We start from the raw sequence: 25,488 nt of genomic DNA on the forward strand, positions 1-25,488 counted from the left end.
ACGATGAAGACATTCGCACTCTGCCTGCTGCTCGCCTGCGGGGCGGCCCAGGCGGCCACCATCTACAAGTACGTCGACCCGCAAGGCAACGTCACCTACACCAATGTGCCGATTCGCGGCGCGCAGCCGATCAAGCTGAACCCGCTGTCCTCCTATCCCAGCCAGCGCGCCAAGAACAACGGCGCTTCCGCCGGCAAGCCCGCCGCGTCCGGCGGCTATCCCAATGTGGACGCCGACACCCAGAAGCAGCGCGACGGCGGCCGCAAAAAGATACTGGAGCAAGAGCTGTCCAACGAAGCCAAGGCGCTGGACGCCGCCAAGAAGGCGCTGGCCGACGGCAAGGCGGTGCGGCTGGGCGACGAGGCCCGCAACTACCAGAAGTATCTGGACCGGGTGCAAAAACTGCAGAACGAAGTCACCGACCGCGAAAAGAACGTCCAGGCTTTGAAGAAGGAGCTGGGCCTGCCATAGCCATGCGCACCATTATGGTGCACACTTGCGCCAGGATGCGCGCCCGCGCCCCGCGGCGCGGTCCTACGGGCTGGCGCGCTTATTGCTGCGTTCAGCGCGACACCACCATCCAAGCCATCCCATGACGATACCCAGCTTTGCCGGACTGGAGCTCCTGGACACCCCGGTGCTGATCTGCGACGCGGACGCCGCGCTGCGCTTCGTCAATCCCGCCTGCGAAAACCTGCTGGCGCTGGGCAGCCGCGAATTGCTGCGCCATGCGCTGCCCGACCTGTTCCAGCCCTGCCCCGAGCTGGTCCAGGCGCTCGCCACCGCGCTCGGCCAGGGCGCCAGCTACATCGAGCACGACCTGGAGCTGAAGCCGCTGCACAACGACGCGGCGCTGCACGTGATGCTGTCGATCACGCCGATCGATGTCGAAGGCTGCCAGGCGCTGATCGAGCTCAGGCCGCTGGACCAGCAGCTGAAGATCGCCAACGAAGAGCGCTCGCTGATGCAGCACCAGGCCAACCGCGAGCTGATCCGCAATCTGGCGCACGAGATCAAGAACCCGCTGGGCGGCATCCGCGGCGCGGCGCAGTTGCTGGAGCACGAGCTGGCCGACCGGCCGGAGCTGAAGGAGTACACCGAGGTGATCACCGAGGAGGCGCTGCGGCTGCAGACGCTGGTGGATCGGCTGCTGGCGCCGCACCGCAGCCACAATCGCGGGCCGATCAACATCCACGAGGTGCTGGAGCGGGTGCGCAGCATCGCGCTGGCCCAGCATCCGCAAGGCCTAACCGTGGTCCGCGACTACGACACCAGCCTGCCGCTGCTGTCCGCCGACAAGGAACAGCTGATCCAGGTGGTGCTCAACATCGTCAACAACGCGGTGCAGGCGCTGCGCGGCCAGGGGCGCATCACGCTGCGCACCCGGGTGGCGCGGCAGATCACGCTGGCGCGCAAACGCCACCAGCTGGCACTGAAATTGCAGATCGTCGACGACGGCCCCGGCATTCCCGACGACATCCGCGACCACATCTTCTACCCGCTGGTCACCGGCCGCGCCGAAGGCACCGGCCTGGGGCTGACCTTGGCCCAGGCCTTCGTCCACCAGCACGGCGGCAGCATAGAGTTCGACTCTCGGCCGGGCCAGACCTGCTTCACCGTGCTGCTGCCCTTCGGCGGCGAAGCCGGATAACGACAAAAGAACACGAGGAGAAACGCCATGGCCAAGCCGGTCTGGATCATAGACGACGACAAGGCGATACGCTGGGTGCTGGAAAAGGCGCTGACCCGCGCCGGCATCGCCTTCGACAGCTTCGCCAGCGCCGACGACGCGCTCAATGCGCTGTACGACGACAAGCCACAGGCCATCATTTCCGACATCCGCATGCCGGGCACCGACGGCCTGAAATTCCTGGCCAAGGTCAAGACCGAGCATCCGCAGCTGCCGGTGATCATCATGACCGCCCACTCCGACCTGGACTCCGCGGTGTCGGCCTTCCAGGGCGGCGCCTTCGAATACCTGCCCAAACCGTTCGACATCGACCAGGCGGTGCTGCTGATCGAGCGCGCGCTAGCCGAGAGCGAGGCGCAGGACGCCGGCGCGGATAGTCCGGAAGCGATGCCGGTGCTTCTGGGCCAGGCGCCGGCGATGCAGGACGTGTTCCGCGCCATCGGCCGGCTGGCCCAGTCCAACGTCACCGTGCTGATCACCGGCGAATCCGGCACCGGCAAGGAGCGGGTGGCCGAGGCGCTGCACCGCCACTCGGTGCGCGCCGGCAAGCCCTTCATCGCGCTCAATACCGCGGCGATACCGAAGGATCTGCTGGAGTCGGAGCTGTTCGGCCACGAGAAAGGCGCGTTCACCGGCGCGCTGGCCACGCGTCGCGGACGCTTCGAGGAAGCCGAAGGCGGCACGCTGTTCCTGGACGAGATCGGCGACATGCCGACCGAGCTGCAGACCCGGCTGCTGCGGGTGCTGTCCGACGGCCATTTCTACCGCGTCGGCGGCCACACGCCGATCAAGGCCAATGTGCGGGTGATCGCCGCCACCCACCAGAATCTGGAACAGCGGGTGCGCGACGGCCAGTTCCGCGAAGACCTGTACCACCGCCTCAACGTGATCCGGCTGCGGCTGCCGCCGCTGCGCGAACGGCGCGAGGACATCCCGCTCCTGGCCCGCCACTTCCTGGCCAAGAGCGCCGCGCAGCTGGGCGTCGAGTCCAAGCGCCTGTCCGAGGCGGCGATGGCGCTGATCCAGCGCAGCGCCTTCACCGGCAATGTCCGCGAGCTGGAAAACCTGTGTCAGTGGATTTGCGTGATGGCGCCGGGCCAGACCGTCGAAGTGGCCGACTTGCCGCCGGAGCTGCGCGAGCCGCAAGCCGAGGCCGCCGCATGCCCGGACGGAGACTGGAACCGGATGCTGGAGGAGGAAATCCGCCGCCGGCTGCGCGCCGGCGACGTCGGCATCGTCGACGAGCTGACCCGCCGCTTCGAAACCACCTGCATCCGCGCCAGCCTCGGCCATACCGGCGGCCGCCGGGTGGAAGCCGCCCACCTGCTGGGCTGGGGGCGCAACACGCTGACCCGCAAGATTCAGGAGCTGGGATTGGAGCGTGGCAGCTAGCACAGTCGATTGTTAATCAAACAATGATAAAACAATCAGAATATTTTCAATTAATTTTGATAAAATGGGCAGACCTATTCCCAGTTCGAATATCCGATGTCCCGTCTGCCCATCGCGCTGGCTTGTCTATGCCCTCTGTCGCTGTCCGCCGCGGAACCGCTGCGCGTCGGCATCAGCGACGCGCTGACCAGTCCCTATATGATCGAAGACCCGGCGGCCGACAGCCCGCCCCGCGGCCGGGCCATCGACTTGGCGCGGAGCGCGCTGCGCCGCTGCGGGCTGGACGCGCGCTTTTTGCGCCAACCGGGCAAGCGCCTGGTGCAGAACCTGGGCCTGGACCGGCTGGACGGCGCGCTGCTGCTGTCCTACCAAGCTCCTCGCCGCGGCCTGATGGCCTACCCGATGCGCGACGGCCAGGCGGACCCCAGCCGCCGCATGGCCACCTTCGACTATGCCTTCTACATCCGCGACGACAGCGACCTGAGCTGGAACGGCGCCCGGCTGCGCGGCCTGGAAGGACCGGTCGGCATCAATCGCGGCTGGTCCATAGAACGGGATCTGCGGGCGCTAGGCCTGCGGGTGGAAAACGGCAACGCCATCGGCGACAACTTCGCCAAGCTGCAAGCGGGCCGCATCCAGGCCTACGCGGTGCATCGGCAAGCCGGCGACCTCTACCTGCGACATCATCCGGAACTCAAGATCCGCCGGCTGTCGCCGCCCCTGCTCAGCAAAACCTATTACTGGGTGTTCAGCCGCGGCTACGCCCACCGCCACCCGCGGCAAACCGAATGCCTGTGGCGGCAATTGCCGCGGCTGCGCGCGGCCTATCTGCCGGATAACGGCTAAACGCCGCGGGCCAGCTCGCGCGCCCAATCCAGCCGGCCGTCGCCGGGCTCGCGGTCGCGCGCGTCCAGCGCAGCCTCCGGCACGAACCAGCACACCTCGAACAGCAAGCCGTCCGGGTCATGGCCGTACACGCTCTTGTGCACGCCGTGGTCTTCTTCCATGCCCAACTTTCCGATCTCGGCCAGATGGTCGCGTATCCGCTTCAGCTCCTGGATGGTGTCCACCTCCCAGGCCAGATGGTACAGGCCGGCCTTGGGCTGATGGAGAGCCGGCGTCTCGCCGCTCGGGCTGAACGGGCCCGAGCGCTGCTGGCCCAGATTGAGCTGGAACAGCGCCAGATCGTGGTCGTTGTCTGAATGCGCGGCCTGCGCGAACACCGCGCGGCGGGAAGCGGCGTCGCCCTTGGGGCGAAAGCCCAGCACATCGCGGTAAAAAGCCGCGCTGCCCGCCACGTCGCTGACGTAAAACACCGCGTGGTTGAGTCGTTTGATGCCCATCTGTCACCTGAATTCTGGATTGAAAAAGCCCGGCGCGGCCCAAGCCATGCCGCGCGGCATGCATACGAAATCCCGCCGGCCGCGTTTAAGCCAATCATGCCACGATATGGCCGATGGCCGTACACTGGCCCCATCCACTTTCTGCAGGAGTCTCTCCATCATGAACACGCGCCGCGCAGGATACGGCTTCTCTCTGGGCACGCTGATCGCGGTCGCCCTGTCATGGTCGGCCAATCATTCCATTCTATGGGCGATCATTCACGGTTTCCTGAGCTGGCTGTACATCGCCTACTACCTGCTGACCCACGCGTTGCGCTGAACCCGCCGGGACTCAAGGCTCCTTGCTGCGGCGCGGCGCTCAGGGCAGCGCTTCGTACACCTCGGCCAGCACCCGGCCATCCTCGCCCAGCATGTGATGGCTGCGCCCGTAATGCCGGTCGCAGCAGCGGCGGTAGGCGATGGCGCCGCTGGCGGCGAACAGCCCGGGCAAGGCGAAATACTGTCGGCCGGAGAACGACGGACGGATGCCCGCCCGCGCCAGGATGCTGCCGAACGGCAGGTCAGACTCCACCAGCTGGCGCTTCAGCCGCGGCTCGAACGCCAGCAGTTCTATCCTGATCCAGGCCGCCACGTGGCAGCGCTGCCGCTCGTCCAGCAACAGGATGCTGCGCTCCAGTCGCCGGGCGTCATGCCGCTGCCACAGCCGCCGGATGCGCAACGCGCAGCCGCGGCTGGCCTGCAGCGCGCCGGTCATGTATCCATGGTGGACCAGCGCCTCGCGGCTGCAGGCGCAGATTTCCTCCGGCGGCACCGGCCACGCCTCCCGCCAGGGAATCTCGATGGCCGGCCGCGCCTGCCCGGCGTCCGGCAGGGGCGGCGGGAGGCGAAGCGCCCCGGCGCTGGCCTGATGCAGCCTCACAGGCTGGTGACCATGTGCGAGGAGCAGACTGCGGCGATATCGCCGTCCACGCCGCGGCCGCGCAGCATGCGGGCGGCGGCGATCGCGGCGCCGGACGAAGGCCCCACCGGCTCGCCGCAGGCGGCCAGCGCCTCGCGCGCCGTCGACCAAGCCAGCTCCGACGCCACCGGCACGATGCCGGCCACCGCCTCGCGCCGGAACAGCCGCGTCGGCGCCGGCGGCGCCAGGCCCGGGATATTGTGCGGCCGCCACGGCTCGCCCGACAGCACCGCCGCCTCCGCCGGCTCCACCGCGTAAACCGGCACGCCGGCCGGCGCCAGCGCTTCGGCGATGCCCATCAGCGACGCGCAGGTGCCGGCCGACACCGTCACCGCCGCCAGCCCGGGTGCCTGGCGCAACAGCTCTTCCCCCACCTCCCGGTAATGGCCGATCAATTCCGGATCGCTCAATTGCTCGACCACATGGCTGCCCGGCATGCCGCGATGGGCGTCCAGCAGTTCCTGCAACTGCGGATGCGGGCGGCGCTCCACTTCCGCGCCCAGCCAGCGCGCGTAATTGACCACGCTGTCCGGCGCGCCGTCCGGCATCAGCAACAGCGCCTTGCAGCCTATCTGGCTGGCCGCCCAGGCGACGCTGACGCCGGCGCTGCCGGCGGTCATGATCACCAGCGTCGCGTCGCGGCTTATCCGGCCGGCGCTCGCGCGTTCAAGCAGAGTCTTGGGCAGCGAGCGATGCTTGATCGACAAGGAGGGGTTCAGGTATTCGAGCTTCAAGCTCAGGCCGGGCAGCAGGCCCGGCGCCGGCAGCAATGGCGTCATGGAAAATCCCTCACAGATAGGCATGGACGGGCAGCGGCAGGTCGATGAAGCGCGGTACCTTGACGCCGTTTCCGCTGGCCATCTTGTCCCGTTTCAGCTTCTGGACCAGATCGGACGGCACCAGGCGCAGGCTGGGCGCCACCGCCAGCCGCTGCAATAGCAACTCTCCGACCCGGCGGACGATGTCCGCGCCGCTGCCCGGCCCGGCGGACAGCCACACCTCCACCCGCTGGCCGCCCTGCTCGTCCGGACAGCGAACCACCAGTTCGTTGGTGATCCCATCCACCCGGCCCAGCACGTCGAAGATCAGGTCCGGGTAAACGGTCTGGCCCTGGATCTTCAGTTGGTGATCGACCCGGCCGATGATGGCGCCCAGCCGCGGGCTGCGGCGGCCGCAGTCGCAGGGGCTGTCGTCCAGCCAGCTGGCGATGTCGCCGGTGCCGTAGCGCACCGCGATGAAGCCCCGCGGCAGGGTCAGCGAAGTGACCACCACCTCGCCCGGCTGGCCCGGCGCGGCCGGCAGGCCGGTTTCGGGATCGATCAGCTCGACGTGGACCGCGTCGTCGTTGATGTGGAAGCCGCGGTGCTGCAGGCACTCGTGGCCGACCGAGCCCAGCTCGCTGCAACCGTATTCGTTGAGCGCATCCTTCAGCCCCCACAGCTCCATCACCTTCTGCGCCACCGGCGTCGGCCGGTTGTCGGCGTCGAAAGCGCCGCAGGCGCCGAAATAGGCGTAGTCGGGCAGGCACTCCGGCGCCGGGAAGTCCGCGCCCATGGTCTGCGCCAGCTCCAGCATCACCACCGGATTGCCGACCACGAAGGCCGGCTGGTGGTAATGCACCACGTCCAGAATGCGCCGCGTGCGCTGCGGCGAGCAGCGGAACGGCCCCAGCCCCACTTTCTTGGCCGCCTGCAGCACCAGCGGCCCCAGCGTGAACATGTCGTTGTTGCTGAGCAGATGCAGCATGCGGTCGCCGGGCTTCGCGCCCAGTTCGGTCAGCACCCGCGCCACGCAATCCACCCACACCATCTCTTGCAGCCGATGCACCGGCAGTTCCACCGGCCGGCCGGTGGTCCCGGAAGAGCTGACGACATCGGTGAAATCGCCGTACTCCATCAGTTCGTCCCAATGATTGGACAGGTCCTGCTTGCGGATCACCGGCACCCGGTGATACTCGCCGGCGCGCAGCCATTGCATGATCTGGCCGCGCTCCGCGCCCCAATGGCGCGGATAGAACGGACGCAGCGACGCCTGCTCGACGACGCGAGCAATCCTTGCTACAGGCAACATGGTTCGTTTCCTCGTTGGACTTGCAATCAGACGCCGGCCGCGCGGGCCGGCCACGACGCCGCAGCGGCCGCTAAGTCATGGCGGGCCCCAGGCGGCTGTTCAGATAGCGCTCGCTGACGCGGCGCAGCGGCGTCGGCACGCAGGCCAGCCACTGGTTGAAATGGATGCCCAGCAGGGTGTTGTTGCCGGCCCGGCTGGCCACGGCCTCGGCCAGCGTGGAAAACCGGGGGTTGTCCGGCGCGAGATTTCCCGGCTCGGCCTGGGAGAACGCGTCGCCGCGGCCGTTCCAATCGCAGGCCGCGCCCTGCCCCAGGCCGAAGCCGCGCTCCAAGCCGGCCGCGCGCAAGCGCGCCCGCTGCTGGCGAAAGCCCGAGCGGTCGAAGATATAGCTGTCGATATTGAGCTTCTGGCCGCCCAGCCTGACCTGGGTGACTGCGTGGAACAGCTTGGGCGGCAGGCAGAACAGCACTGGCGCCGGCACCGCGTAGCGCAGGATGCGCTTGTCCAAGGCGACGAAGCGCAGGCCGGCCTCGAAACCGGCGCCGCGCAGCAGCGCGCACAACAGGTCGGCCTGGGCGTTGCAATGCCCCCGCCCCAGCGCAAGCGTCTGCTCAGGCGTCACGCTTTCGAAACCGGTGGTGAAGCCGAAGCGCACCTGATCACGCACATAGTCGTGCAGGGCGACGCAATACTCGCGGTCGTCGGCCGGCAGGGCCTGACGGCGCACCGTTTCCAGCACGCCGGCTATCGTTTTTCCGCTCATGCCCAAGCCCTTCTTCCGATGGCGACGGCGCGCCGTTTTAGCAGCAAGGCCGCGGCGGCCAGCAGCGCGGGAAGAGACAGCAGCGCGAAAAACAGCGGCAGGCTCAGATGGAACTTCAGCAGCGTCGCGCCCAGCAGGGCGCCGGCGATGCCGCCGAAGCGGCCTATCCCCATCATCCACGCCACGCCGCTGGCGCGGCCCGCGGTCGGATAGTAGGCGGCCGCCAGCGACGGCATCGACGCCTGCGCGCCGTTCATCGCGATGCCGGCCAGACAGATGGTCAATGCCAGCAGGCCGTGGTTGTCCAGCGCCTGGCCGATGCAGAACACCAGCGCGCCGGTCAGCAGATAAGCCAGCGCCAGCACCCGGTGCGCGTCGTAGCGGTCCATCAGCCAGCCGGTCAGCGTGCTGCCCAGCAGGCCGCCGAACGGGAACAGCGCGGTCAGCAGCGCCGCCTGCCGCAGGTCCATGCCGCTGTCGCTGATCAGGATGGGCAGCCAGCTGGTCAGCAGGTAGAAGATCAGCAGCCCCATGAAATAGGCCGCCGCCAGCAGCAGCGTGCCAGTCCGGTAATCGGCGGACCAGACCAGCCGCAAGCCCGGCGTCCGGTCTGCCTCGCGCAGCACCAGCCTGTCGCCGTCGCCCAGCCGCACGCCGGGCAGCAGCCGCTTCAGGATGCGGCGGGCTTCGCCGTTACCGCCGCGCAGCAGCAGGAAGCGCAGCGACTCCGGCAGCAGCAGCCACATCGCCGGCAGCAGCAGCAAGGGCGCGACGCCGCCCAGCAGCAACACGCTGCGCCAGCCGGCGTGAGGCACCAGCCACGAAGCCAGCAGCCCGCCGCAAGCCGCGCCCAACGGAAAGCCGCAGAACATGGCGCTGACGATGAAGGCCCGCCGCGGCTCCGGAGAATACTCGGACATCAGCGTCACCGCGTTGGCCATCGCCGCCCCCAGGCCCAAGCCGGTGGCGAAGCGCAGCCAGGCCAGCGCCGACAGGTCGGCGGCGCCGGCCGCCGCGATGCTCATCGCGCCGAACAGCGACACCGCCCCCAGCAGCACGCGCTTGCGGCCGATCCGGTCGGCCAGGGGCCCCGCCAGCAGGGCGCCGGCGGCCAGTCCCCACAGCGCGGCGCTCATCACCGGCCCCAGCTGGGTGCGCGCCACGCCCCAGTCGCGGATCACGGCCGGCGCGATATAGCCGATGGCGGCGGTATCGAAGCCGTCGCACAGCACGATCAGGAAGCAGAGGATCAGGATGCGCCACTGCCGCGCGGAAAAGCGCTCGCGATTGATCAATTCGCCGACATCCAGTTGCCTGGCCGACATCAATTCCTCTCCCATATAATTTTAATTCATAAAAATATATTGATTTCAAATATATGGTGCGCAACAATGCCCGCCGAAGTCAAACGAAATATTCATTTTGGGAATAAGTTAATTGTTTATTTCCTTATGTCATTGATGTCGATCAAACCATAACTCAACCAGGACGCGGCCTACCGCGCAGCTCTGCCATGTCGCCAACAGGAAACAGACCATTTGAAAACCATATCGGCATCCTGACTTTCCCTGAGCCGCTGCGCGCCGAGCTGAAACCCATCGCCCTGGTCCGCGACGGCGAATGCCTGGGCCGGAGCCTGGATCTTGCCCGCCACCCTCTGGCCGATTGGCTGTCGCGGCAGCGCCACAGCGGCTGGCTGCTGGAGTCGATGCTGCCCGAGATTCGCACGTTGGCGATGCTGCTGGCCGCCCGACGCCCGCGCGTCAAGCCGACGCCGGCCCGCCTGAGCGACGAGGCCGATTGGCTGGCCGCCCGCATCTATCTGCTGCGGCTGGAAAAAGTGGAAATGGCAGAAGCGGAAAAAGACATCCTGGCGCGAGCCAACGATAGGCTGCGCGAACTGTGCGGCGCCGGCGCGCCCGCGGCGGCGGCCTGCCCGGCCCCTTCGCCCCAGCCGGCGTGGCTGCTGGCCGGCTGGGCGCCGTTCCAGCAAGCGGTGCGGGACATCGGCGGCGCCGCCGCGATGGCGTCCAACAGCCGCCGGCTGCGCCCGCAATGCCGGCAGCGGCTGGACGCCTTGCTGCCCATGCTGCGGACCGAAGCCGGCCGCTCAGGCCTCCAGCCGCGATAAGCCGGGCAAGGTCGCGAAGCTGCTGTCCCGCACCGTCTGCACGAAATCCTGCATATAGGCCCGATCGGCGTCGTCCTCGCGCAGCGCCGCGTACAACTCGCTGCGCAGCTTCTCCTCCCCCACCTGGCGGGCTACCACGTAGCCGCGCTCCAGATACGGTTGCACCGCCCAGTACGGCAGCACCGCCACCCCGCGCCGGCTGGCCACCAGCTGGATGATGGCGATGGTCAGCTCGGCGGTGCGGCGCGCGGGATTGACGCCGGCGGGCAGCAGCAGCTTGCGCAGCAGGTCCAGCATCTCGTCCGCCACTGGATAGTGGATCAGCGTCTCGGCGGCGAAATCCTCCGCCTTCCACGCCGTTTTCGCCGCCAATGGATGCTCGCGCGCGGCGATGCCCACCATCTCATAGGAAAACAACGGCAGATGGACCACCCCGGCCTGCGGCTCCGCCTCCGACACGATGGCGAGATCGGCGCGGTCGCTGAGCAACAGGCCGACAGGATCGGCGTGAAAGCCGGACACGATGTCCAGTTCCACCGCCGGCCAGTTGCGCCGGAACTGGTCCATCGCCGGCATCAGCCAGTCGAAGCAGGTATGGCACTCCACCGCCACCCTCACCTCGCCCGCCTCCCCCTGGCGGATGCGCGCCAGATCTCGCTCCGCCGCCGCCACCTGGGCCAGCAGATCCCGCGCCAGCCGCAGCAGCCGCTCGCCGGCCGGCGTGAAGCGCAAGGGCTGGGTCTTGCGCTCGAACAGCGTCAGGCCATAGGCGGCCTCCAGCTGCTTGAGCTGATGCGACAGCGCCGATTGCGTCAGGAATACCCGCTGCGCCGCCTGCGACACGCTGCCGGTTTCCGCCAATGCCAGCAGGCTCTTCAAATGCCTCAGCTCCAGCACGCTCATCATCGATTTCATTCATGTTGAACAGCAAAATAATGAGTTTGAATCATACACCGCAATGACAGATGCTTGTTTCATCACGACAAGACAAAACAGGAACGCACGCATGAGCCACCCCACCCACCTGCTAGGCTTCCCCCGCGTCGGCGCCAAGCGCGAACTGAAAACCCTGCTGGAAAACCATTGGAAGGGCGAGCTGGACGAGGCTTCGCTGCTGCAGGGCGCGAAGGAGCTGCGCCAGAAGCACTGGCTGCTGCAGAAAGGCGCCGGCGTCGAACTGAGCCCGGTCGGCGATTTCTCGCTGTACGACCACGTGCTGGACGCCCAGCTCCTGGTCGGCGCCGCGCCGCCGCGCTTCGGCTTCGATGCGGCGACGCTCACCACCGCGCAATATTTCGAACTGGCGCGCGGCAACGCCGCCCAGCCGGCGCTGGAAATGACCAAGTGGTTCGACACCAACTACCACTACCTGGTGCCGGAATGGCGAGCCGACACCGCCTTCGCCGCGCAGCCCGAGCGCCTGCTGTCCCAGATCCGCGAAGCGCGCGCGCTGGGCGTGGCAGCCAAGCCCGCGCTGCTGGGGCCGCTCAGCCTGCTGTGGCTGGGCAAGGCCAAGGGCGAGCCTTTCGACAAGCTGTCGCTGCTGCCCGGCCTGGTTGCCGCCTACCGCGAACTGCTGGCCGCGCTGCGCGCCGCCGGCGCGGAATGGGCGCAGATCGACGAACCCATCCTGGCGCTGGACCTGGAGCCGGAATGGCTGGACGCCTTCGCGCCGGCCTACGCGCAATTGAGCCAGAGCGCACCCAAGCTGCTGCTGGCCACTTACTTCGGCGACGTGTCCGCGCACGCGGCGCTGCTGAAGTCGCTGCCGGTGGCCGGCCTGCACCTTGACCTGGTCCGGGCACCGGAACAGATTTCCGCCTTCCTGCCGGACTATCCGGCCGACAAGATACTGTCCGCGGGCATCATAGACGGCCGCAACATCTGGCGCGCCGACCTGTCCGCCCTGTTCGCCCGCCTGCGGCCGCTGGCGGAAACGCTGGGAGACCGGCTGTGGCTGGCCCCCAGTTGCTCGCTGCTGCACAGCCCCTTCGACGCCGCCGCGGAAACCGCGCTCGATCCCGAATTGAAAACCTGGCTGGCTTTCGCCGTGCAGAAGCTGAACGAGCTGAAAACGCTGAAACGGGGGCTGGAGGAAGGGCGCGCCGCCATCTCGGACGAGCTGGCCGGCAGCGATTTCGCCCGCTCGCAGCGCCAAACCAGCCCGCGCATCCACAACCCGGCGGTGGCCGAACGGCTGGCGGCGTTGCCGGCGAACGCCGACCGCCGCGCCAGCCCCTACCCGGTCCGCGCCGAGCGGCAACAGGCCTGGCTCAAGCTGCCGCCGCTGCCCACCACCACCATCGGCTCCTTCCCGCAGACGCCAACCATCCGCGCCAGCCGCGCCGCGTTCAAGAAGGGCGAGCTGTCCGCCGCCGGCTACCGGCAGGCGATGGAGAAGGAAATCGAGCTGGCGATCCGCCGCCAGGAAGCGCTGGGCCTGGACGTGCTGGTGCACGGCGAGGCCGAGCGCAACGACATGGTGGAGTACTTCGGCGAACAGCTGGCCGGCTTCGCCTTCACCGCCGGCGGCTGGGTACAAAGCTACGGCAGCCGCTGCGTGAAGCCGCCCATCATCTTCGGCGACGTCGGCCGCCCGGCGCCGATGACCGTCGACTGGGCGCGCTACGCGCAAAGCCTGACCGCCAAGCCGGTGAAGGGCATGCTGACCGGCCCGGTCACCATCCTGCAGTGGAGCTTCGTCCGCGACGATCTGCCCAGAAGCGAAGTCTGCCGCCAGATCGCGCTGGCGCTGAACGACGAGGTGCTGGATCTCGAGGCCGCCGGCATCCGCGTGATCCAGATCGACGAACCGGCGATACGCGAAGGCCTGCCGCTGCGGCGCGCCGACCGCGACGGCTACCTGGCCTGGGCCGGCGAGGCCTTCCGCCTGTCCAGCCGCGGCGTGGACGACGCGACGCAGATCCACACCCATATGTGCTACTCGGAATTCGGCGACATCCTGCCGGCCATCGCAGCCTTGGACGCCGACGTGATCACCATCGAAACCTCGCGCTCCGACATGGAGCTGCTGACGGACTTCGGCCGCTTCCGCTACCCCAACGCCATCGGCCCCGGCGTCTACGACATCCACAGCCCGCGCGTGCCGTCCGCCGGCGAAATCCGGGCTCTGCTAGACAAGGCGCTGAAGGTGATCCCGGCCGAGAGGCTGTGGGTGAATCCGGACTGCGGCCTGAAAACCCGCGGCTGGCCGGAGGTGGACGCCGCGCTGACGGCGATGGTGCGGGTCAGCCAGGAGTTGAGGGAACAGCTGGCGCAAACCGCGTAGGCCGCGGCGCGAAAGACGACGCCCCGGCAAAGCGGGGCGTCGGACAGGGACTGGGGCAAGGTTCGGGGTTCACGGCTCGAGCATCCCCGGCGTCAGCATCAGCTTCAGCCTGATCTGCTCATAGCCGCCGCGCTCGCGGCGGTTCAGCCACCATACCGAGCCCTTCTTCACGCTCCACATCTGCTGCTGCTCCGACAGCAGCCGCGCCGCCAGCCAGCCGATATAGGGCTGATGGCCGGCCACCACCACTGTGCGTCCCGCCTCGGGCCAGCCCACGGCCTGCAATACCTCGTCCACGCTCGCGCCGGGGTTCAGTTCCGGCATCACTTCGTAGCTCTTGGCCAGATAGGCGGCCGTCTGCTGCGAACGCCGGGCCTCGGAGGCCAGCAGCAGGTAATCGTCCGGCAGCCTGTCGCGCAGCCAGGACGCCATGCGGCTGGCCTGCTGCTGTCCGCGCCGGGTCAGCGCGCGCGCCAGATCGTCGATGCCGTCCTCGGCCTCGGCGTGGCGCCACAAAATCAGATCCATATCGTTCTCCTTATGACTGCGCGCCGGTCTGTTCCGATGCCGGGCCCTGCGCGCCCCCGCATGCTAACCGAGCCCGAGCGCCCGCACCAGCCATGGCAGCGCCAGCGCGGTGAACACCCCGTTCAGCCCCATCGCCAACCCGGCGAAGGCGCCGGCGGTCTCGGATAGCTGGAACAGCCGGGCGGTGCCGATGCCGTGGGCGGAAACGCCGGTGGCCACCCCCAGCAGCATGTCGTCGTCCCAGCCCAGCAGCTTGAACAGCGGCGGCGCCATCACCGCGCCGACGATGCCCGACACAATGACGAACATCGCCGCCAGCTCGGGCGAGCCGCCCAGGCCGCCGGCCAGGCTCATCGCGATCGGCGTGGTCACCGCGCGGGTGGCCAGCGCCACCAGCACCGGCTGATCGAAGCCCAGCCACCAGCCCAGGCCGGCCGCGCTGATCATGCCGACCAGGCCGCCGGCGGCGATGCTGGCCAGCAAGGGAAACGCCGCCTTCTTCAAGCGCGCCAGATTGCCGTACAAAGGCACCGCCAGCGCCACCGTCGCCGGCCCCAACAACAACTGGATGAAACGGGCGCCGTTCATGTATTGCGGATAGGTGCTGCCGCTCAGCAGCAGCCAGGCCAGCACGAACAGCACGCCCAGCAACACCGGATTGGCCAGCGGATGGCCATGCCCGCGCCGATGGCCGGCCAACGCCAGCCGGTAAGCCAGCAAGGTGACGAAAACGCCGGTCAGCGGCGAGTCCAGCCAGGCCGCCGTCAATGCCGCCTCCCCCGCAGCAGCAGTTTCAGGACCAGCCCGGTGGCCAATAGCGTGGCCAACGAGGAAGCCAGCATGATCAGCGCCAGCTCCCAGCCATGCGCGCGCAGCATCGGCGCGTAGGCCAGCAGCGCGCCGCCGGCCGGGATGAACAACAGCGACATGTGGCTGAGAAAGCGAGGCGCCTCGCGCTGCAGGGTCTCAGGCACCGCGCGGCGCAGCCACAATGTGGCGAACAGCAGCAACAGGCCCATCACCGGGCCCGGCATCGGCCAGCCCATCCAGCGCACCAGCGCCTCTCCGGCCAGTTGGTAGCCCAGCAGCCACAACAGCAGGTCCAGCATACGCCCTCCCCTCCAATGCACGAAAAACCTGCCCGCAATCTTTTTCCGGCAACGGCCGCTTGCCGCCCGCGCATGCCCCGCCGGCCGGGTTGCGCCGCTCGACAAATACCGAGCACAGGCTCTGAGCATGATAACGGCAAGTTCCCGCGCCGGGTATCGCCGCAGGCGACAAGCCCCCGCGGCTTTTGGCATAATGCGCGCCATGGTAAACGATGCCCTGTGGCGCGCCGCGCCCCCCGCCCTGCCCGACTCCCTTCTGGACTGCCTGACCGAGCCCGCCTCGCTGAGCCTGCGGCTGCAGGCCGGCGGCCGTCGCTTCGCGGTGACCGTGCTGAGCCAGGGCGAGGACCGCGTCCAGGCCGACGAAGCCGAAGCGCTGGATTTGGCCGAAGGCGAGCCGGCATACGCCCGCCACGTGCTGCTGACCCTGGATGGCTCGCCGGTGGTGTTCGCCCGCAGCGCCGCCCGTCCCGACTGCCCGGCCTGGCTGCCGGTGCTGCGGCGCGGCAGCCGCTCCCTGGGCCTGACGCTGTTCGGCGAACTGCCCGAGCTCGTCCGCGAGCCGCTGCGCTACGCGCGGCTGGCCGACGGCCATCCGCTGGCCGCCGCCGCAGGCCGCGTCCAGCCGGCGGCCGGCTACCCGGCCCGCCGCTGCCGATTCCAGCTGGGCGGCTCCCCGCTGCTGCTGACCGAGCTGTTCCTGCCCGCCTTGGAGGATTTCCTGTGATCTCGATCGCCGCCGTCCGCGACCGCTACGAAAACTACCGGCAACTGATGCGCTGGGACAAGCCGATCGGCACCCTGCTGCTGCTATGGCCGACGCTGTGGGCGCTGTGGATCGCCACCCATGGCGCGCCCCACCTGTCCATCATCGCCATCTTCTGCCTGGGCACCTTCCTGATGCGCTCGGCCGGCTGCGTGATCAACGACTATGCCGACCGCGACTACGACGCCCACGTCGCCCGCACCAGCCAGCGCCCGTTCGCCCGCGGCGCGGTCAGCAAGAAGGAGGCGCTGCTGCTGGCCGCCCTGCTGGCCATACTGTCTTTCCTGCTGGTGCTGCCGCTGAACAATCTGACCAAGCTCCTGAGCGTGCCGGCGGTGCTGATCGCGGCCAGCTATCCGTTCACCAAGCGCTTCTTCCCGATGCCGCAGGCCTATCTGGGCGTGGCGTTCTCCTTCGGCATCCCGATGGGCTTCGCCGCCGAAACCGGCGAAGTGCCGCTGCTCGCCTGGCTGCTGCTGCTGGCCAACCTGTTCTGGGTGGTGGCCTACGACACCGCTTACGCCATCGCCGACAAGCCGGACGATTTGAAGATCGGCATCAAGACCTCGGCCATCACCATGGGCGAGTACGACGTCGCCGGCGTGATGCTGTGCCACGCCGCCTTCCTGGCCCTGATGTGCGGCATCGGCATCCACCTGGAGCTGGCCTGGCCCTACTACCTGGGCCTCGCCGCCGCCGTCGGCCTGATCGCGCAGCAATACTTCGAGATCAAGAACCGCGACCGCGCCAAGTGCTTCAAGGCCTTTCTCGACAACAACCGCGTCGGCGCGGCGGTGTTCGCCGGCGTGGTATTGAGCTACTGGCTGGGCTGACAGACTGGCCCATATGCCATTTACAATAAATTACGCATCCGTCAGCATCATGGGATGAACTTCGCCAGCCGGCGCGGCTCATAGCAAGGCCGGGCGTCAGCCCGGCGCCATAGCTTGGCTTTCCAATACCAATAAGCGTCTTCCTGGAAGGTAAATACCATGAAAAAACTGCTGACCGCTCTGATCGCTGCCGCTTTCGCCACTTCCGCCTTCGCCGCGCCGGCCGCTTCCGCCCCGGCCGCCGAGAAGAAAATGGAACACAAGGCCGAGCACAAGAAGCACCACAAGAAAAAAGCGCACAAGAAACACGCCTCCGGCGCCGCGCATCAAAAACACAAGGCAGCCTCCGCCGCCAAGTAAACCGCCCCTGGCGCGAAAAAGCTCCCGAAAGGGAGCTTTTTTCATGGGGCCGGCCAGCGCCTTCAGCGCACGCGGAATGGCAACAGATACGCCGCCTTGCCCGCCTTCAACTCCACCTGCCAGTCGCGGCTGCCGCTGACGCACATCGGCAGGATCGCCCGGGCCTTCCATCCCTCGCCGTCGCGAACGAAGGTGTAGCGGTTGAAGCCCATGTCCATGTCCGGCATCGTGAAGTCGGCGGTCGGCGCCGCCTCCGCCGCCACGCCGTCCAGCCGGATCTCGAAAGGCTGGCCGTGGGACGGGCGGGCGGAAAAACGCAGCGCGCCGCCGCCCGGCAGCGCGCAGGCGCCGCGCTCGATGTCGCATGACAGCGCCTGTGCCGCCGGAGCGGCCGGCTGCCTGTTATGCAGATACCAGTAGTAGATCAGGCCGAATTTGACGGCCCCGAAGGCCAGCAGCGCCGCGCCCAGGATCAGCAGCTTGCGCTGCTTGGCCGTCACCGCCACGCCCCCCGCATCAGCGCCACGCCATGGGCGCCGCGCAGGCGGGCCAGATCCAGATCCTCGACGCTCATGCCGCCCAAGGCGTACACCGGCAGCGGCACGCCGTCGGCCAGGCAGGCGGCGAAACCGTCCCAGCCCAGCAGCGCAGCGCCGGGATGCGTGACGGTGGGCGCCACCGGACTCAACAACGCGTAGTCCAGACCCAGCTCGCCGGCGCGCGCCAACTCGTCCGCGCCGTGTATCGACGCGCCCACCCAGTCGAACGCAGGCCGCTCCGTCAACGCGGCCAGGCGCGCGCCTGTCAGGTGCACGCCGTCCACCGGCCAGCCGGCCAGCCAGGCCGGATCGGCGTTGACCACCAGCTTGCCGCCGCGCGGACGGATGATGGCGGCGGCGAGGGCGACGAAATCGGCCAGCTCCTCGCGCCCCATCCCATGCTCGCGCACCTGCACCATGCCCCAGTCGCGCTCGGCCAGCCTAGCCAGCTGCGCCTCGACGCCGATCTCGGCGGCGCAGGTGATCGCATAGCAGGCCGGCAGTTCCAACGATTTCAGTATCGGCCCGTTGGCCGGCAGCATCGGCGCCACCGTGTAGCGGCCCGGCCGCTGCCAGGCGAAGGACTGCGCCTCGCGCGGCTGCGGCTCGCCCTGCCAATCCCAGATGCGGAAAAATCGCAGGTGGACCGAGGCGTGCTCGTAATGGTGGATCTTGGTCAGCCACGGCGTCGCGGCGGTGACGACGATGCCCATTTCCTCGTGGAACTCGCGCTTCAACGCCTCCAGCGGCGTCTCGCCCGGCTCCACCTTGCCGCCGGGAAACTCCCAGTAACCGGCGTAGGGCTTGCCCTCCGGGCGGCTGCCCAGCATGAAACTGCCGTCCGGCCGCATCAGCGCGCCGGCTACCACGTCTATGATCTTGTCGCTCGTCATGTCTTCAATCTGTGTATGGGCGCATGCCGCCCGGGTCATTTCCTGCCGGTCTTCTTGGCCAGTTTCTGGCTGCCCGCCCAGTGGCAGGCGAACTGCCAGGCCACCCGGCCGGAGCGGCTGCCGCGCGACAGGCTCCACTGCAGCGCCGCCCGCTCGGCCTTATCGCCGCACTTCAGGCCGAAATGGCCCAGCCATTCCTTGACCGCCGCCAGGTAGGCGTCCTGGTCGAACGGATAAAACGACAGCCACAGGCCGAAGCGGTCGGACAGCGACACCTTCTCCTCCACCGCCTCGCCGGGATGGATCTCGCCGTCATGCAGCCAGCCCTCGCGATTCTCGCTCATCTGCTCCGGCAGCAGGTGGCGGCGGTTGGATGTCGCGTACACCAGCAGATTGTCGCAGCGGCGGGAGAGGCCGCCGTCCAACGCGCTCTTCAGCGCCTTGTAGCCGGCGTCGCCGTGCTCGAACGACAAGTCGTCGCAAAACAGGATGAAACGCTCCCGCCGTCCGACCAGCAGTTCCACCAGTTGCGGCAGATCGGCCAGATGTTCGCGGTCGATCTCGATCAAGCGCAGGCCGTCGCGGCCGAACTCCGGCAGCAGCGCCTTGACCAGCGATGACTTGCCGGTGCCGCGCGCGCCGGTCAACAACACGTTGTTGGCCGGCAGGCCTTCGACGAACTGGCGGGTGTTGGCCAGCAGTTGCTCGCGCTGGACGTCCACGCTGGCCAGCCGGCCCATCTCCACCGAATGCGGCTCATGCACCGCCTCCAGCCAGCCCGCAAGGCCCTGGCGATGCCAGCGGAAGGCCTGCGCGCTCCAGTCCGGCTCGCGCCGCTGCGGCGGCAGCATCGGCTCCAGCCGGGACAGCACCGCCTCGGCGCGGCACAGAAAATCCTGCAGGGCGTCCATCATGCGTTCCTTTCTGCCGATAAGAAAACAGCCTGCCACAAAGGCGGCAGGCCGTTAAAACATTACATAAGCCAGGCGTTTTGTCGGCCGCGCCCCAATCAATCGCGCAACGAGATCACCGGCCAGCCATGCTCCTCGGCATAAGCCCGCAGCTTGTCGTCGGCGTCCACCGCCACCGGATTGTCCACCAGCTTCATCAGCGGCAGGTCGTTGTGCGAATCGCTGTAGAAGAAGCTCTCGGCATAGCTGTCCCAGCTCTCGCCGCGCTCGGCCAGCCACTGCTCGATGCGGGTGATCTTGCCTTCCTTGAAGCTCAAAACGCCGGTCGGGCGGCCGGTGTAGTTGCCGTCGCCATCCTGCTCCAGCTCGATCGCGATCAGGTGCTCGACGCCCAGCTCGCGGGCGATCGGTCCGGTGATGAAGCGGTTGGTCGCGGTGATGATGACGATCTGGTCGCCCTCGGCGCGGTGGGCGGCCAGGCGTTCGCGCGCCCTGTTGGGGATCAGCGGCTTGATGTGGTTTTCCAGATAGTCGGCGTGCAGCTCGTCCAGCTGATGGCGCGAGAAGCGCGTCAGCGGCGCCAGGATGAACGCCAGATACTCGTGCATGTCCAACGTGCCGTTCTGATACTGGCGGTAAAAATAGCTGTTGCGCTCGTCGTACTGGGCGGCGTCCAGAATGCCGCGCTTGATCAGGAAGCGCGGCCATTCGAAATCGGAGTCGCCAGCGATCAGAGTGTGGTCGAGGTCGAACAGGGCGAGCCTGCGTTTGGCGGGAGTGGCTGTCGTCATGATTCCGGAGTGGCGGTTTGCAAAACGTTTTTCACCAGCGGCACGGTGATCGGGCGCCTCAGCGCCAGCGAGTAGCGGTCCAGCATGTCTATCATCGAGATCAGGCTGGTCAGGTCGCGCCGCCAGTGGGTGAGCAAGTAGCGGTAGACGTCGTCGGGTATCGACAGCTGGCGGTTGGCGGCGTGGCTGCGCAAGGCGGCCAGCTTGTCGTCGTCGGACAAGGCTTTCACCTCCAGCACCAGGCCCCAGCCCAGGCGGGTGCGCAGGTCGTCGCGCACCGACAACGCCACCGGCGGCTTGCGCCCTGCCATCAGCAGCCGCCCCTCCCCGCCCTCCTTCAAGGAGTTGTAGAAGGAGAACAGCATGATCTGGTCGTCCGGCGCCAGGTCGTCGACGTGGTCCACCGCGATGAAGCTGGCCTCGCGCGCGAAATCCGGCAAGTGATCGCCCTTGCCGTCCAGATAGATGGCGGCGCGCCCCAGCCGCTCGGCGTGGGCGATCCAGGCCTGCAGCAGATGGGTTTTGCCGCAACCGGGCTCGCCCCATAAATAGATGAAGCGTTCGCCTTCGGTGGCGGTCAGTGCGGTGATCACTTCACGGTTGCGCTCGGCCAGGAAATTATCGAAGGCCGGCAGCGGCGTAGGCGTGAGATCGAGTACGAGCTGGTCCAAAGTTTGCTGTGCTGCGTTGCGTGCTGACATCAATAAGCACGATTTTACGACGATACGGCCCGCCGTTGGAACCGCCATTTTCCCGGACAAGATTGATGACATCGGCAAATCGAGGCCGCAAAGGAAAAAGCCTGTCCGCCGCATCAGCCTTTTTGCCGATTTTCAGTTAAAATACAGTGCTTTCGCACCGGCGAAAGCTTGATGTAAAAATATTTCAAGTTTGCAGAAAGCGAGATTATCTTGAACACCACGTCCCTCAGTTACCGTGATGCCGGCGTAGACATCGACGCCGGCGACGCGCTGGTCGAAAACATCAAGCCTTTTGCCAAGCGCACCATGCGCCCGGAAGTTCTCGGCGGCATCGGCGGTTTCGGCGCACTGGTGGAAATCTCCAAGAAGTACAAGGAGCCGGTGCTGGTTTCCGGCACCGACGGCGTGGGCACCAAGCTCAAGCTGGCTTTCGACTGGAACCGCCATGACACCGTCGGCATCGATCTGGTGGCGATGAGCGTCAACGACATCCTGGTGCAGGGCGCCGAGCCGCTGTTCTTCCTCGACTACTTCGCCTGCGGCAAGCTGGACGTGGCCCAGGCCACCGAGGTGATCAAGGGCGTCGCCGCCGGCTGCGAACAGGCCGGCTGCGCGCTGACCGGCGGCGAAACCGCCGAGATGCCGGGCATGTACCCGGCCGGCGAGTACGACCTGGCCGGCTTCGCCGTCGGCGTGGTGGAGAAGAGCAAGGTGATCAGCGGCCGCGACATCGTCGCCGGCGACGTCGTGCTGGGTCTGGCCTCCAACGGCGTGCACTCCAACGGCTACAGCCTGGTGCGCAAGATCATCGACCGCGCGCAGCCGGAGCTGGACGCGCCGTTCGACGGCGACAAGACGCTGCGCGACGCGGTGATCGCCCCGACCCGCATCTACGTCAAGCCGCTGCTCAAGCTGATGGAGACGCTGCCGGTCAAGGGCATGGCCCACATCACCGGCGGCGGCATCACAGAGAACACCCCGCGCGTATTGCCGGACAACACCGTCGCCCAGATCGACGCCGCCAGTTGGCAGCTGCCGAAACTGTTCCAGTGGCTGCAGCGCGAAGGCAATGTGGACATCCAGGAGATGTACCGCACCTTCAACTGCGGCATCGGCATGGTGGTGGTGGTGGCGCCGGAACACGCCGAACAGGCGATGGCGCTGCTGCGCGAAGCCGGCGAAACCGTCTACCGCATCGGCCAGGTGCGCGAGCGCGTGGGCGACGAGCACCAGACCCAGATAGCCTGAGGCTTTTCCGCAAGTAGCGCCCCGCGCCGCTGGCCCCGCCGGCGGCGCTTGTCGTTTATCGCCGGGCGGATTGAACCAAGCCGGCGCAATCGCAACGAACAGGAATGGCAAGCCATTCCGGACAAGAGCCATGAAAAACATCGTCATCCTGATTTCCGGCCGAGGCTCCAATATGCAGGCCATCGTCGACGCCGGCATTCCAGGCGCCCGCGTCGCGGCGGTGATCGCCAACCGCCCGGACGCGGCCGGCCTGGCCTGGGCGGCCGAACGCGGCATCGCCACCGCGGCGCTGGACCACAAGGCCTACGCCAGCCGCGAGGCCTTCGACGCCGCGCTGGCCGAGGCCATCGACGCCCATGCGCCCGATCTGGTGGTGCTGGCCGGCTTCATGCGCATCCTGACCGAAGGCTTCACCCGCCGCTACGAAGGCCGGATGCTCAACATCCACCCGTCGCTGCTGCCGGCCTTTCCCGGCCTGCATACCCATGAGCGGGCATTGGAAATGGGCTGCAAACTGGCCGGATGCACGGTACACTTCGTCACCGCCGAGCTGGATCACGGCCCCATCGTCGCCCAGGGCGCGGTGAGCGTGCTGGACGGCGACACGCCGGACAGCCTGGCCGCGCGCGTGCTGAAACTGGAACACCAGCTGTACCCAGAAGCGGTGCGCCGCTTCGCCGCCGGCGAGATCGCCGTCGTGGACGGCAAGGTGGCCGGCGGCCCGGGAGCCGCCGCCAGCCTGCTGTCGCCCGTACCCTCAAGCAAGGCCTAAATGACCCGTCGCCGTCTGCTGCTGATCGCTCTTGCCCTGTCGTTGCTGCTGCACCTCGCGTTGCTCGGCTCCGACTTGCTGCCTGCGATCAGCGCGCCGCCGGCGGACGAGCCCAGGCTCGAGAAGATAGACGTCAAGATGCAGGCGATGCGGCTGGACGAGACGCCGCCGCCGCGCGATCCGGCCGCCGCCGGCGTGAGCCTGCAACCGGCTGAGACGGCGAAGCCAAAACCGAAACCGAAACCCAGGCCGGCCCGCAAGCGCGAAGCCTCCAAGCCGGCGGAGCAGGCCAAAACGGATGCCTCTGCCCCGGCGGCCAAAACCGCCTCGGCGCCCCAAGCCAGCTCCGAACCCGCGGCGAAAGCCTCGCGGCAAGCAGCGGCGGAGCAGGCCTCCAGCGCGCCGGTCGCGGAAAGCGCGCCGCGCGAGAACAGCGCGGACAAGGCCGGCCTTATCCACCCGGACGCTCCGCTGCGGCAGTTCCCCGCCGCCGCCAAGATCCGCTACCAAGGGTACTGGAACAGCGCGATGCTCGGCTTCGGCGATCTGGACTGGCAGCGCAGCCAGGGCCGTTACCAACTGGACATCACGGTCAGTCCTTTCATCGGCCCCAAGCTGCGCTATCTTGCACTAGGGACGATAGGCAAGTCGGGGCTGCGGCCGGACAGCATGCAGTCATTCCGCGGCGGGGATCTGAAAGAGGCCGCCCGCTTCGACTACGACGCCGGCCTGCTGCGTTACGGCAGCGGCGAAGACAAGCAACTGCCGCTGAAGCCCGGCGCGCAGGACGCGTTCAGCCTGGCTTTCCAGCTGGCGCTGAAGGGCGGCGATCTGGGCCATGCGCCGATACAGATCACCACCGCCAAGAAGGTTTACGAATACCCGATGGCGCCGAACGGCGCCTTCGACTACGACACCGGCGCCGGCAAGATGCGCGTGATCGTGTTCCGCGCCCAGGGCGACGGAGACTTCACCGAATTTTGGCTGGCCCCGGATTTCGCCAATTTGCCGGTGCGCATCATTCGCGCCGACAAGGACAAGCGGATCGAGCTAAAAGCGATCCGCGTGGATGTGAACGGCAAGCGGCAGTGGGAATTGCCGCCGCAACCGACGATACGGAACAAGAATGCACATTAGCCATAGCCAACTGAAACACCTGGAAACCGTCATCGGCCAGATGACCCGCTTCGACCGCCCGGCCGACGCCGTGCTGTCCGCCTATTTCCGCGAGCACAACAAGCTGGGCAGCGCCGACCGCCACCTGATCGCCGAGACCGCGTTCGGCGCGTTGCGCCGCCTGATCCAGCTGCGCGCGCTGATCGCGCCGGAAAAGGCCACGCCGCGCCGCCTGGCGCTGGTGGCGCTGATGAAGTTCAACAAGCTGAACGTCAAGGAGCTGACCGAGGCCACCAGCGCCGGCGAGCGCGAATGGCTGGGCACGGTCAAGGGCAAGACGCTGGAAGACAGCCTGGAAATCCGCGCCGAGCTGCCGCAGTGGGTGATCGAGCGCCTGGGCGAGCAAACGCCGGAAGCGGTGGAGGCCCTGGGCCAGGGCCTGATGTCGATGGCGCCGCTGGATCTGCGCGTCAACACGCTGAAAATGAAGCGCGAGGAACTGCTGGACCGCCTGAACGCCGACGGCATCGCCTGCGAAGCCACGCCGTACTCGCCGCTGGGCATCCGCCTGAAAGACAAGCCGGCGCTGTCCAAGCACGAGCTGTTCAAGGCCGGCGCCTTCGAGGTGCAGGACGAAGGCAGCCAGCTCTTGGGTCTGATCACCGGCGCGCGCCGCGGCGAAATGGTGGTGGACTTCTGCGCCGGCGCCGGCGGCAAAACGCTGCTGCTGGGCGCGCAGATGTCATCCAGCGGCCGCCTGTACGCGTTTGATGTTTCTGAGAAGCGTCTGGCCAACTTCAAGCCGCGCCAGGCCCGCTCCGGCCTGTCCAACGTGCACCCGCAGCTGTTGGCGCACGAGAACGACTCCAAGGTGAAGCGCCTGGCCGGCAAGGCCGACCGCGTGCTGGTGGACGCGCCCTGCTCCGGCCTGGGCACCCTGCGCCGCAACCCGGACCTGAAATTCCGCCAGAACCCGGACAGCGTGGCCGAGCTGAACGCCAAGCAGACATCCATCCTCGCCTCCGCCGCGCGGCTGGTGAAGAGCGGCGGCCGCCTGGTCTACGCCACCTGCAGTCTGCTGCCGCAGGAGAACCAGGCCATCGTCGAAGCCTTCCTGGCCGAGCACGCCGATTTCAGGCTGGTGAAGATGGACGAGGTGCTGGCCGAGCAGAAGATCCCGCTGCAATGCGGCGACTACCTGGAGCTGAAACCGCATCTGCATAACACCGACGGCTTCTTCGCCGCAGTCCTGGAACGCAGCCAGGCCTAAGCGAAACAAGGGCTA

General features: G+C 67.6%; 29 protein-coding genes. 14 read left to right on the forward strand and 15 right to left on the reverse strand.

Features of this window, described 5'->3' with window-relative positions; genetic code table 11:
* Positions 1 to 3 precede the first annotated feature (3 nt).
* From BKX93_RS08820 to BKX93_RS08835, 4 genes are all read left to right on the forward strand, one after another.
* Positions 4 to 471 carry a DUF4124 domain-containing protein gene (locus tag BKX93_RS08820; protein ID WP_021479023.1) on the forward strand — a complete coding sequence of 156 codons (468 nt, stop codon included), beginning with the start codon at positions 4 to 6 and terminating at the stop codon, positions 469 to 471.
* A 121-nt stretch (positions 472 to 592) separates the two neighbouring features.
* Complete coding sequence (gene glnL / locus BKX93_RS08825) at positions 593 to 1,651, forward strand: nitrogen regulation protein NR(II) (protein WP_046158172.1); 1,059 nt, start codon at positions 593 to 595, stop codon at positions 1,649 to 1,651.
* 27 nt (positions 1,652 to 1,678) lie between these two features.
* Positions 1,679 to 3,082, forward strand: a complete 1,404-nt coding sequence (gene ntrC / locus BKX93_RS08830) for a nitrogen regulation protein NR(I) (protein WP_070979548.1) — start codon at positions 1,679 to 1,681, stop codon at positions 3,080 to 3,082.
* A 96-nt stretch (positions 3,083 to 3,178) separates the two neighbouring features.
* Positions 3,179 to 3,928 carry a substrate-binding periplasmic protein gene (locus BKX93_RS08835; protein ID WP_070979549.1) on the forward strand — a complete coding sequence of 250 codons (750 nt, stop codon included), beginning with the start codon at positions 3,179 to 3,181 and terminating at the stop codon, positions 3,926 to 3,928.
* Here the strand turns inward: BKX93_RS08835 and BKX93_RS08840 are convergent.
* Entirely contained in the window at positions 3,925 to 4,425 is a 501-nt protein-coding gene (locus BKX93_RS08840; RefSeq protein WP_070979550.1) for a VOC family protein, read from the reverse strand. The two genes, BKX93_RS08835 and BKX93_RS08840, sit on opposite strands and share 4 nt — an antisense overlap.
* A gap of 160 nt (positions 4,426 to 4,585) precedes the next feature.
* Here BKX93_RS08840 and BKX93_RS25095 point away from each other — a divergent pair, with 160 nt between their 5' ends.
* Entirely contained in the window at positions 4,586 to 4,744 is a 159-nt protein-coding gene (locus BKX93_RS25095) for a hypothetical protein (RefSeq protein WP_186009511.1), read from the forward strand.
* 39 nt (positions 4,745 to 4,783) lie between these two features.
* On the opposite strand, the gene BKX93_RS08845 is transcribed toward BKX93_RS25095, so the two are convergent.
* The 5 genes from BKX93_RS08845 to BKX93_RS08865 all read right to left on the reverse strand — a co-directional run bounded on the left by BKX93_RS08845 (position 4,784) and on the right by BKX93_RS08865 (position 9,541).
* Positions 4,784 to 5,344: a hypothetical protein gene (locus BKX93_RS08845; RefSeq protein ID WP_046158176.1), complete on the reverse strand. Its 561-nt coding sequence runs from the start codon at positions 5,342 to 5,344 to the stop codon at positions 4,784 to 4,786.
* On the reverse strand, positions 5,341 to 6,162 hold the full coding sequence (locus BKX93_RS08850; RefSeq protein WP_070979552.1) for a pyridoxal-phosphate dependent enzyme: 822 nt from the start codon (positions 6,160 to 6,162) through the stop codon (positions 5,341 to 5,343). The genes BKX93_RS08845 and BKX93_RS08850 overlap by 4 nt, the downstream gene beginning before the upstream one ends.
* A 10-nt stretch (positions 6,163 to 6,172) precedes the next feature.
* Complete coding sequence (locus BKX93_RS08855) at positions 6,173 to 7,453, reverse strand: phenylacetate--CoA ligase family protein (protein WP_070979553.1); 1,281 nt, start codon at positions 7,451 to 7,453, stop codon at positions 6,173 to 6,175.
* A 70-nt stretch (positions 7,454 to 7,523) separates the two neighbouring features.
* The gene (locus tag BKX93_RS08860; RefSeq protein ID WP_070979555.1) at positions 7,524 to 8,216 is read right to left on the reverse strand and encodes a transglutaminase-like domain-containing protein; all 693 of its coding nucleotides are present in this window, start codon (positions 8,214 to 8,216) and stop codon (positions 7,524 to 7,526) included.
* Entirely contained in the window at positions 8,213 to 9,541 is a 1,329-nt protein-coding gene (locus BKX93_RS08865) for an MFS transporter (RefSeq protein WP_046157401.1), read from the reverse strand. The genes BKX93_RS08860 and BKX93_RS08865 overlap by 4 nt, the downstream gene beginning before the upstream one ends.
* A gap of 188 nt (positions 9,542 to 9,729) precedes the next feature.
* Between BKX93_RS08865 and BKX93_RS08870 the strand changes: the two genes are divergently transcribed.
* Positions 9,730 to 10,347, forward strand: a complete 618-nt coding sequence (locus BKX93_RS08870) for a hypothetical protein (protein ID WP_052729279.1) — start codon at positions 9,730 to 9,732, stop codon at positions 10,345 to 10,347.
* Here the strand turns inward: BKX93_RS08870 and BKX93_RS08875 are convergent.
* Positions 10,327 to 11,253: a LysR family transcriptional regulator gene (locus BKX93_RS08875; RefSeq protein ID WP_046157348.1), complete on the reverse strand. Its 927-nt coding sequence runs from the start codon at positions 11,251 to 11,253 to the stop codon at positions 10,327 to 10,329. The genes BKX93_RS08870 and BKX93_RS08875 overlap by 21 nt on opposite strands.
* Before the next feature lie 100 nt (positions 11,254 to 11,353).
* Here BKX93_RS08875 and metE point away from each other — a divergent pair, with 100 nt between their 5' ends.
* Complete coding sequence (gene metE / locus BKX93_RS08880) at positions 11,354 to 13,636, forward strand: 5-methyltetrahydropteroyltriglutamate--homocysteine S-methyltransferase (protein ID WP_070979557.1); 2,283 nt, start codon at positions 11,354 to 11,356, stop codon at positions 13,634 to 13,636.
* Positions 13,637 to 13,705: 69 nt separating this feature from the next.
* Here the strand turns inward: metE and BKX93_RS08885 are convergent, their stop codons facing one another.
* The 3 genes from BKX93_RS08885 to BKX93_RS08895 all read right to left on the reverse strand — a co-directional run bounded on the left by BKX93_RS08885 (position 13,706) and on the right by BKX93_RS08895 (position 15,273).
* Complete coding sequence (locus BKX93_RS08885) at positions 13,706 to 14,164, reverse strand: SixA phosphatase family protein (RefSeq protein ID WP_046157350.1); 459 nt, start codon at positions 14,162 to 14,164, stop codon at positions 13,706 to 13,708.
* Positions 14,165 to 14,227: 63 nt separating this feature from the next.
* Positions 14,228 to 14,932, reverse strand: a complete 705-nt coding sequence (locus BKX93_RS08890; protein ID WP_046157351.1) for an LrgB family protein — start codon at positions 14,930 to 14,932, stop codon at positions 14,228 to 14,230.
* Entirely contained in the window at positions 14,929 to 15,273 is a 345-nt protein-coding gene (locus BKX93_RS08895) for a CidA/LrgA family protein (RefSeq protein WP_046166798.1), read from the reverse strand. Before BKX93_RS08895 ends, BKX93_RS08890 begins: the two co-directional genes overlap by 4 nt.
* A gap of 193 nt (positions 15,274 to 15,466) precedes the next feature.
* Here BKX93_RS08895 and BKX93_RS24620 point away from each other — a divergent pair, with 193 nt between their 5' ends.
* From BKX93_RS24620 to BKX93_RS08910, 3 genes are all read left to right on the forward strand, one after another.
* On the forward strand, positions 15,467 to 16,000 hold the full coding sequence (locus tag BKX93_RS24620) for a chorismate--pyruvate lyase family protein (protein WP_070979559.1): 534 nt from the start codon (positions 15,467 to 15,469) through the stop codon (positions 15,998 to 16,000).
* Positions 15,997 to 16,872, forward strand: a complete 876-nt coding sequence (ubiA, locus tag BKX93_RS24625; protein ID WP_260799906.1) for a 4-hydroxybenzoate octaprenyltransferase — start codon at positions 15,997 to 15,999, stop codon at positions 16,870 to 16,872. The genes BKX93_RS24620 and ubiA overlap by 4 nt, the downstream gene beginning before the upstream one ends.
* A gap of 159 nt (positions 16,873 to 17,031) precedes the next feature.
* Positions 17,032 to 17,232, forward strand: a complete 201-nt coding sequence (locus BKX93_RS08910) for a hypothetical protein (protein ID WP_021476637.1) — start codon at positions 17,032 to 17,034, stop codon at positions 17,230 to 17,232.
* Positions 17,233 to 17,294: 62 nt separating this feature from the next.
* Here the strand turns inward: BKX93_RS08910 and BKX93_RS08915 are convergent, their stop codons facing one another.
* The 5 genes from BKX93_RS08915 to hda form a co-directional block, all read right to left on the reverse strand.
* On the reverse strand, positions 17,295 to 17,732 hold the full coding sequence (locus BKX93_RS08915; protein ID WP_046166840.1) for a hypothetical protein: 438 nt from the start codon (positions 17,730 to 17,732) through the stop codon (positions 17,295 to 17,297).
* A complete protein-coding gene (locus BKX93_RS08920; RefSeq protein ID WP_046166796.1) occupies positions 17,729 to 18,664 on the reverse strand; it encodes a Nudix family hydrolase in 936 nt (311 codons plus the stop codon). Before BKX93_RS08920 ends, BKX93_RS08915 begins: the two co-directional genes overlap by 4 nt.
* A 35-nt stretch (positions 18,665 to 18,699) precedes the next feature.
* Entirely contained in the window at positions 18,700 to 19,575 is an 876-nt protein-coding gene (locus BKX93_RS08925; RefSeq protein WP_070979560.1) for an ATP-binding protein, read from the reverse strand.
* A 98-nt stretch (positions 19,576 to 19,673) separates the two neighbouring features.
* Positions 19,674 to 20,366: a histidinol-phosphatase gene (locus tag BKX93_RS08930; RefSeq protein WP_046157356.1), complete on the reverse strand. Its 693-nt coding sequence runs from the start codon at positions 20,364 to 20,366 to the stop codon at positions 19,674 to 19,676.
* Positions 20,363 to 21,037, reverse strand: coding sequence for a DnaA regulatory inactivator Hda (hda, locus tag BKX93_RS08935; protein ID WP_011137161.1), 675 nt, complete (start codon positions 21,035 to 21,037; stop codon positions 20,363 to 20,365). The genes BKX93_RS08930 and hda overlap by 4 nt, the downstream gene beginning before the upstream one ends.
* A 240-nt stretch (positions 21,038 to 21,277) precedes the next feature.
* Here hda and purM point away from each other — a divergent pair, with 240 nt between their 5' ends.
* The 4 genes from purM to BKX93_RS08955 all read left to right on the forward strand — a co-directional run bounded on the left by purM (position 21,278) and on the right by BKX93_RS08955 (position 25,473).
* Entirely contained in the window at positions 21,278 to 22,315 is a 1,038-nt protein-coding gene (gene purM, locus BKX93_RS08940; RefSeq protein WP_046157357.1) for a phosphoribosylformylglycinamidine cyclo-ligase, read from the forward strand.
* Between the two features lie 130 nt (positions 22,316 to 22,445).
* Entirely contained in the window at positions 22,446 to 23,087 is a 642-nt protein-coding gene (gene purN / locus BKX93_RS08945) for a phosphoribosylglycinamide formyltransferase (RefSeq protein WP_046157358.1), read from the forward strand.
* A complete protein-coding gene (locus BKX93_RS08950; protein ID WP_070979562.1) occupies positions 23,088 to 24,224 on the forward strand; it encodes a DUF3108 domain-containing protein in 1,137 nt (378 codons plus the stop codon). It abuts the gene before it with no gap.
* The gene (locus BKX93_RS08955) at positions 24,220 to 25,473 is read left to right on the forward strand and encodes an RsmB/NOP family class I SAM-dependent RNA methyltransferase (RefSeq protein ID WP_200896014.1); all 1,254 of its coding nucleotides are present in this window, start codon (positions 24,220 to 24,222) and stop codon (positions 25,471 to 25,473) included. The genes BKX93_RS08950 and BKX93_RS08955 overlap by 5 nt, the downstream gene beginning before the upstream one ends.
* Positions 25,474 to 25,488 lie beyond the last annotated feature (15 nt).

The sequence above is a fragment of the Chromobacterium vaccinii genome, assembly GCF_001855275.1.
Taxonomy (GTDB): domain Bacteria; phylum Pseudomonadota; class Gammaproteobacteria; order Burkholderiales; family Chromobacteriaceae; genus Chromobacterium; species Chromobacterium vaccinii.

Excerpts from the sequence above, each read along its gene's own strand:
- BKX93_RS24620 (WP_070979559.1), top strand. The coding sequence starts at position 15,467 with ATGCGCGCCATGGTAAACGATGCCCTGTGGCGCGCCGCGCCCCCCGCC.
- BKX93_RS08885 (WP_046157350.1), bottom strand. The coding sequence starts at position 14,164 with ATGGATCTGATTTTGTGGCGCCACGCCGAGGCCGAGGACGGCATCGAC.
- glnL (WP_046158172.1), top strand. The coding sequence starts at position 593 with ATGACGATACCCAGCTTTGCCGGACTGGAGCTCCTGGACACCCCGGTG.
- BKX93_RS08865 (WP_046157401.1), bottom strand. The coding sequence starts at position 9,541 with ATGTCGGCCAGGCAACTGGATGTCGGCGAATTGATCAATCGCGAGCGC.
- BKX93_RS08870 (WP_052729279.1), top strand. The coding sequence starts at position 9,730 with ATGTCGCCAACAGGAAACAGACCATTTGAAAACCATATCGGCATCCTG.
- BKX93_RS08950 (WP_070979562.1), top strand. The coding sequence starts at position 23,088 with ATGACCCGTCGCCGTCTGCTGCTGATCGCTCTTGCCCTGTCGTTGCTG.
- BKX93_RS08920 (WP_046166796.1), bottom strand. The coding sequence starts at position 18,664 with ATGACGAGCGACAAGATCATAGACGTGGTAGCCGGCGCGCTGATGCGG.
- BKX93_RS08840 (WP_070979550.1), bottom strand. The coding sequence starts at position 4,425 with ATGGGCATCAAACGACTCAACCACGCGGTGTTTTACGTCAGCGACGTG.
- purN (WP_046157358.1), top strand. The coding sequence starts at position 22,446 with ATGAAAAACATCGTCATCCTGATTTCCGGCCGAGGCTCCAATATGCAG.
- BKX93_RS08910 (WP_021476637.1), top strand. The coding sequence starts at position 17,032 with ATGAAAAAACTGCTGACCGCTCTGATCGCTGCCGCTTTCGCCACTTCC.
- BKX93_RS08850 (WP_070979552.1), bottom strand. The coding sequence starts at position 6,162 with ATGACGCCATTGCTGCCGGCGCCGGGCCTGCTGCCCGGCCTGAGCTTG.
- BKX93_RS25095 (WP_186009511.1), top strand. The coding sequence starts at position 4,586 with ATGAACACGCGCCGCGCAGGATACGGCTTCTCTCTGGGCACGCTGATC.
- BKX93_RS08925 (WP_070979560.1), bottom strand. The coding sequence starts at position 19,575 with ATGGACGCCCTGCAGGATTTTCTGTGCCGCGCCGAGGCGGTGCTGTCC.
- BKX93_RS08930 (WP_046157356.1), bottom strand. The coding sequence starts at position 20,366 with ATGACGACAGCCACTCCCGCCAAACGCAGGCTCGCCCTGTTCGACCTC.
- metE (WP_070979557.1), top strand. The coding sequence starts at position 11,354 with ATGAGCCACCCCACCCACCTGCTAGGCTTCCCCCGCGTCGGCGCCAAG.
- BKX93_RS08875 (WP_046157348.1), bottom strand. The coding sequence starts at position 11,253 with ATGATGAGCGTGCTGGAGCTGAGGCATTTGAAGAGCCTGCTGGCATTG.
- ntrC (WP_070979548.1), top strand. The coding sequence starts at position 1,679 with ATGGCCAAGCCGGTCTGGATCATAGACGACGACAAGGCGATACGCTGG.
- BKX93_RS08860 (WP_070979555.1), bottom strand. The coding sequence starts at position 8,216 with ATGAGCGGAAAAACGATAGCCGGCGTGCTGGAAACGGTGCGCCGTCAG.
- BKX93_RS08895 (WP_046166798.1), bottom strand. The coding sequence starts at position 15,273 with ATGCTGGACCTGCTGTTGTGGCTGCTGGGCTACCAACTGGCCGGAGAG.
- BKX93_RS08820 (WP_021479023.1), top strand. The coding sequence starts at position 4 with ATGAAGACATTCGCACTCTGCCTGCTGCTCGCCTGCGGGGCGGCCCAG.
- BKX93_RS08855 (WP_070979553.1), bottom strand. The coding sequence starts at position 7,453 with ATGTTGCCTGTAGCAAGGATTGCTCGCGTCGTCGAGCAGGCGTCGCTG.
- BKX93_RS08835 (WP_070979549.1), top strand. The coding sequence starts at position 3,179 with ATGTCCCGTCTGCCCATCGCGCTGGCTTGTCTATGCCCTCTGTCGCTG.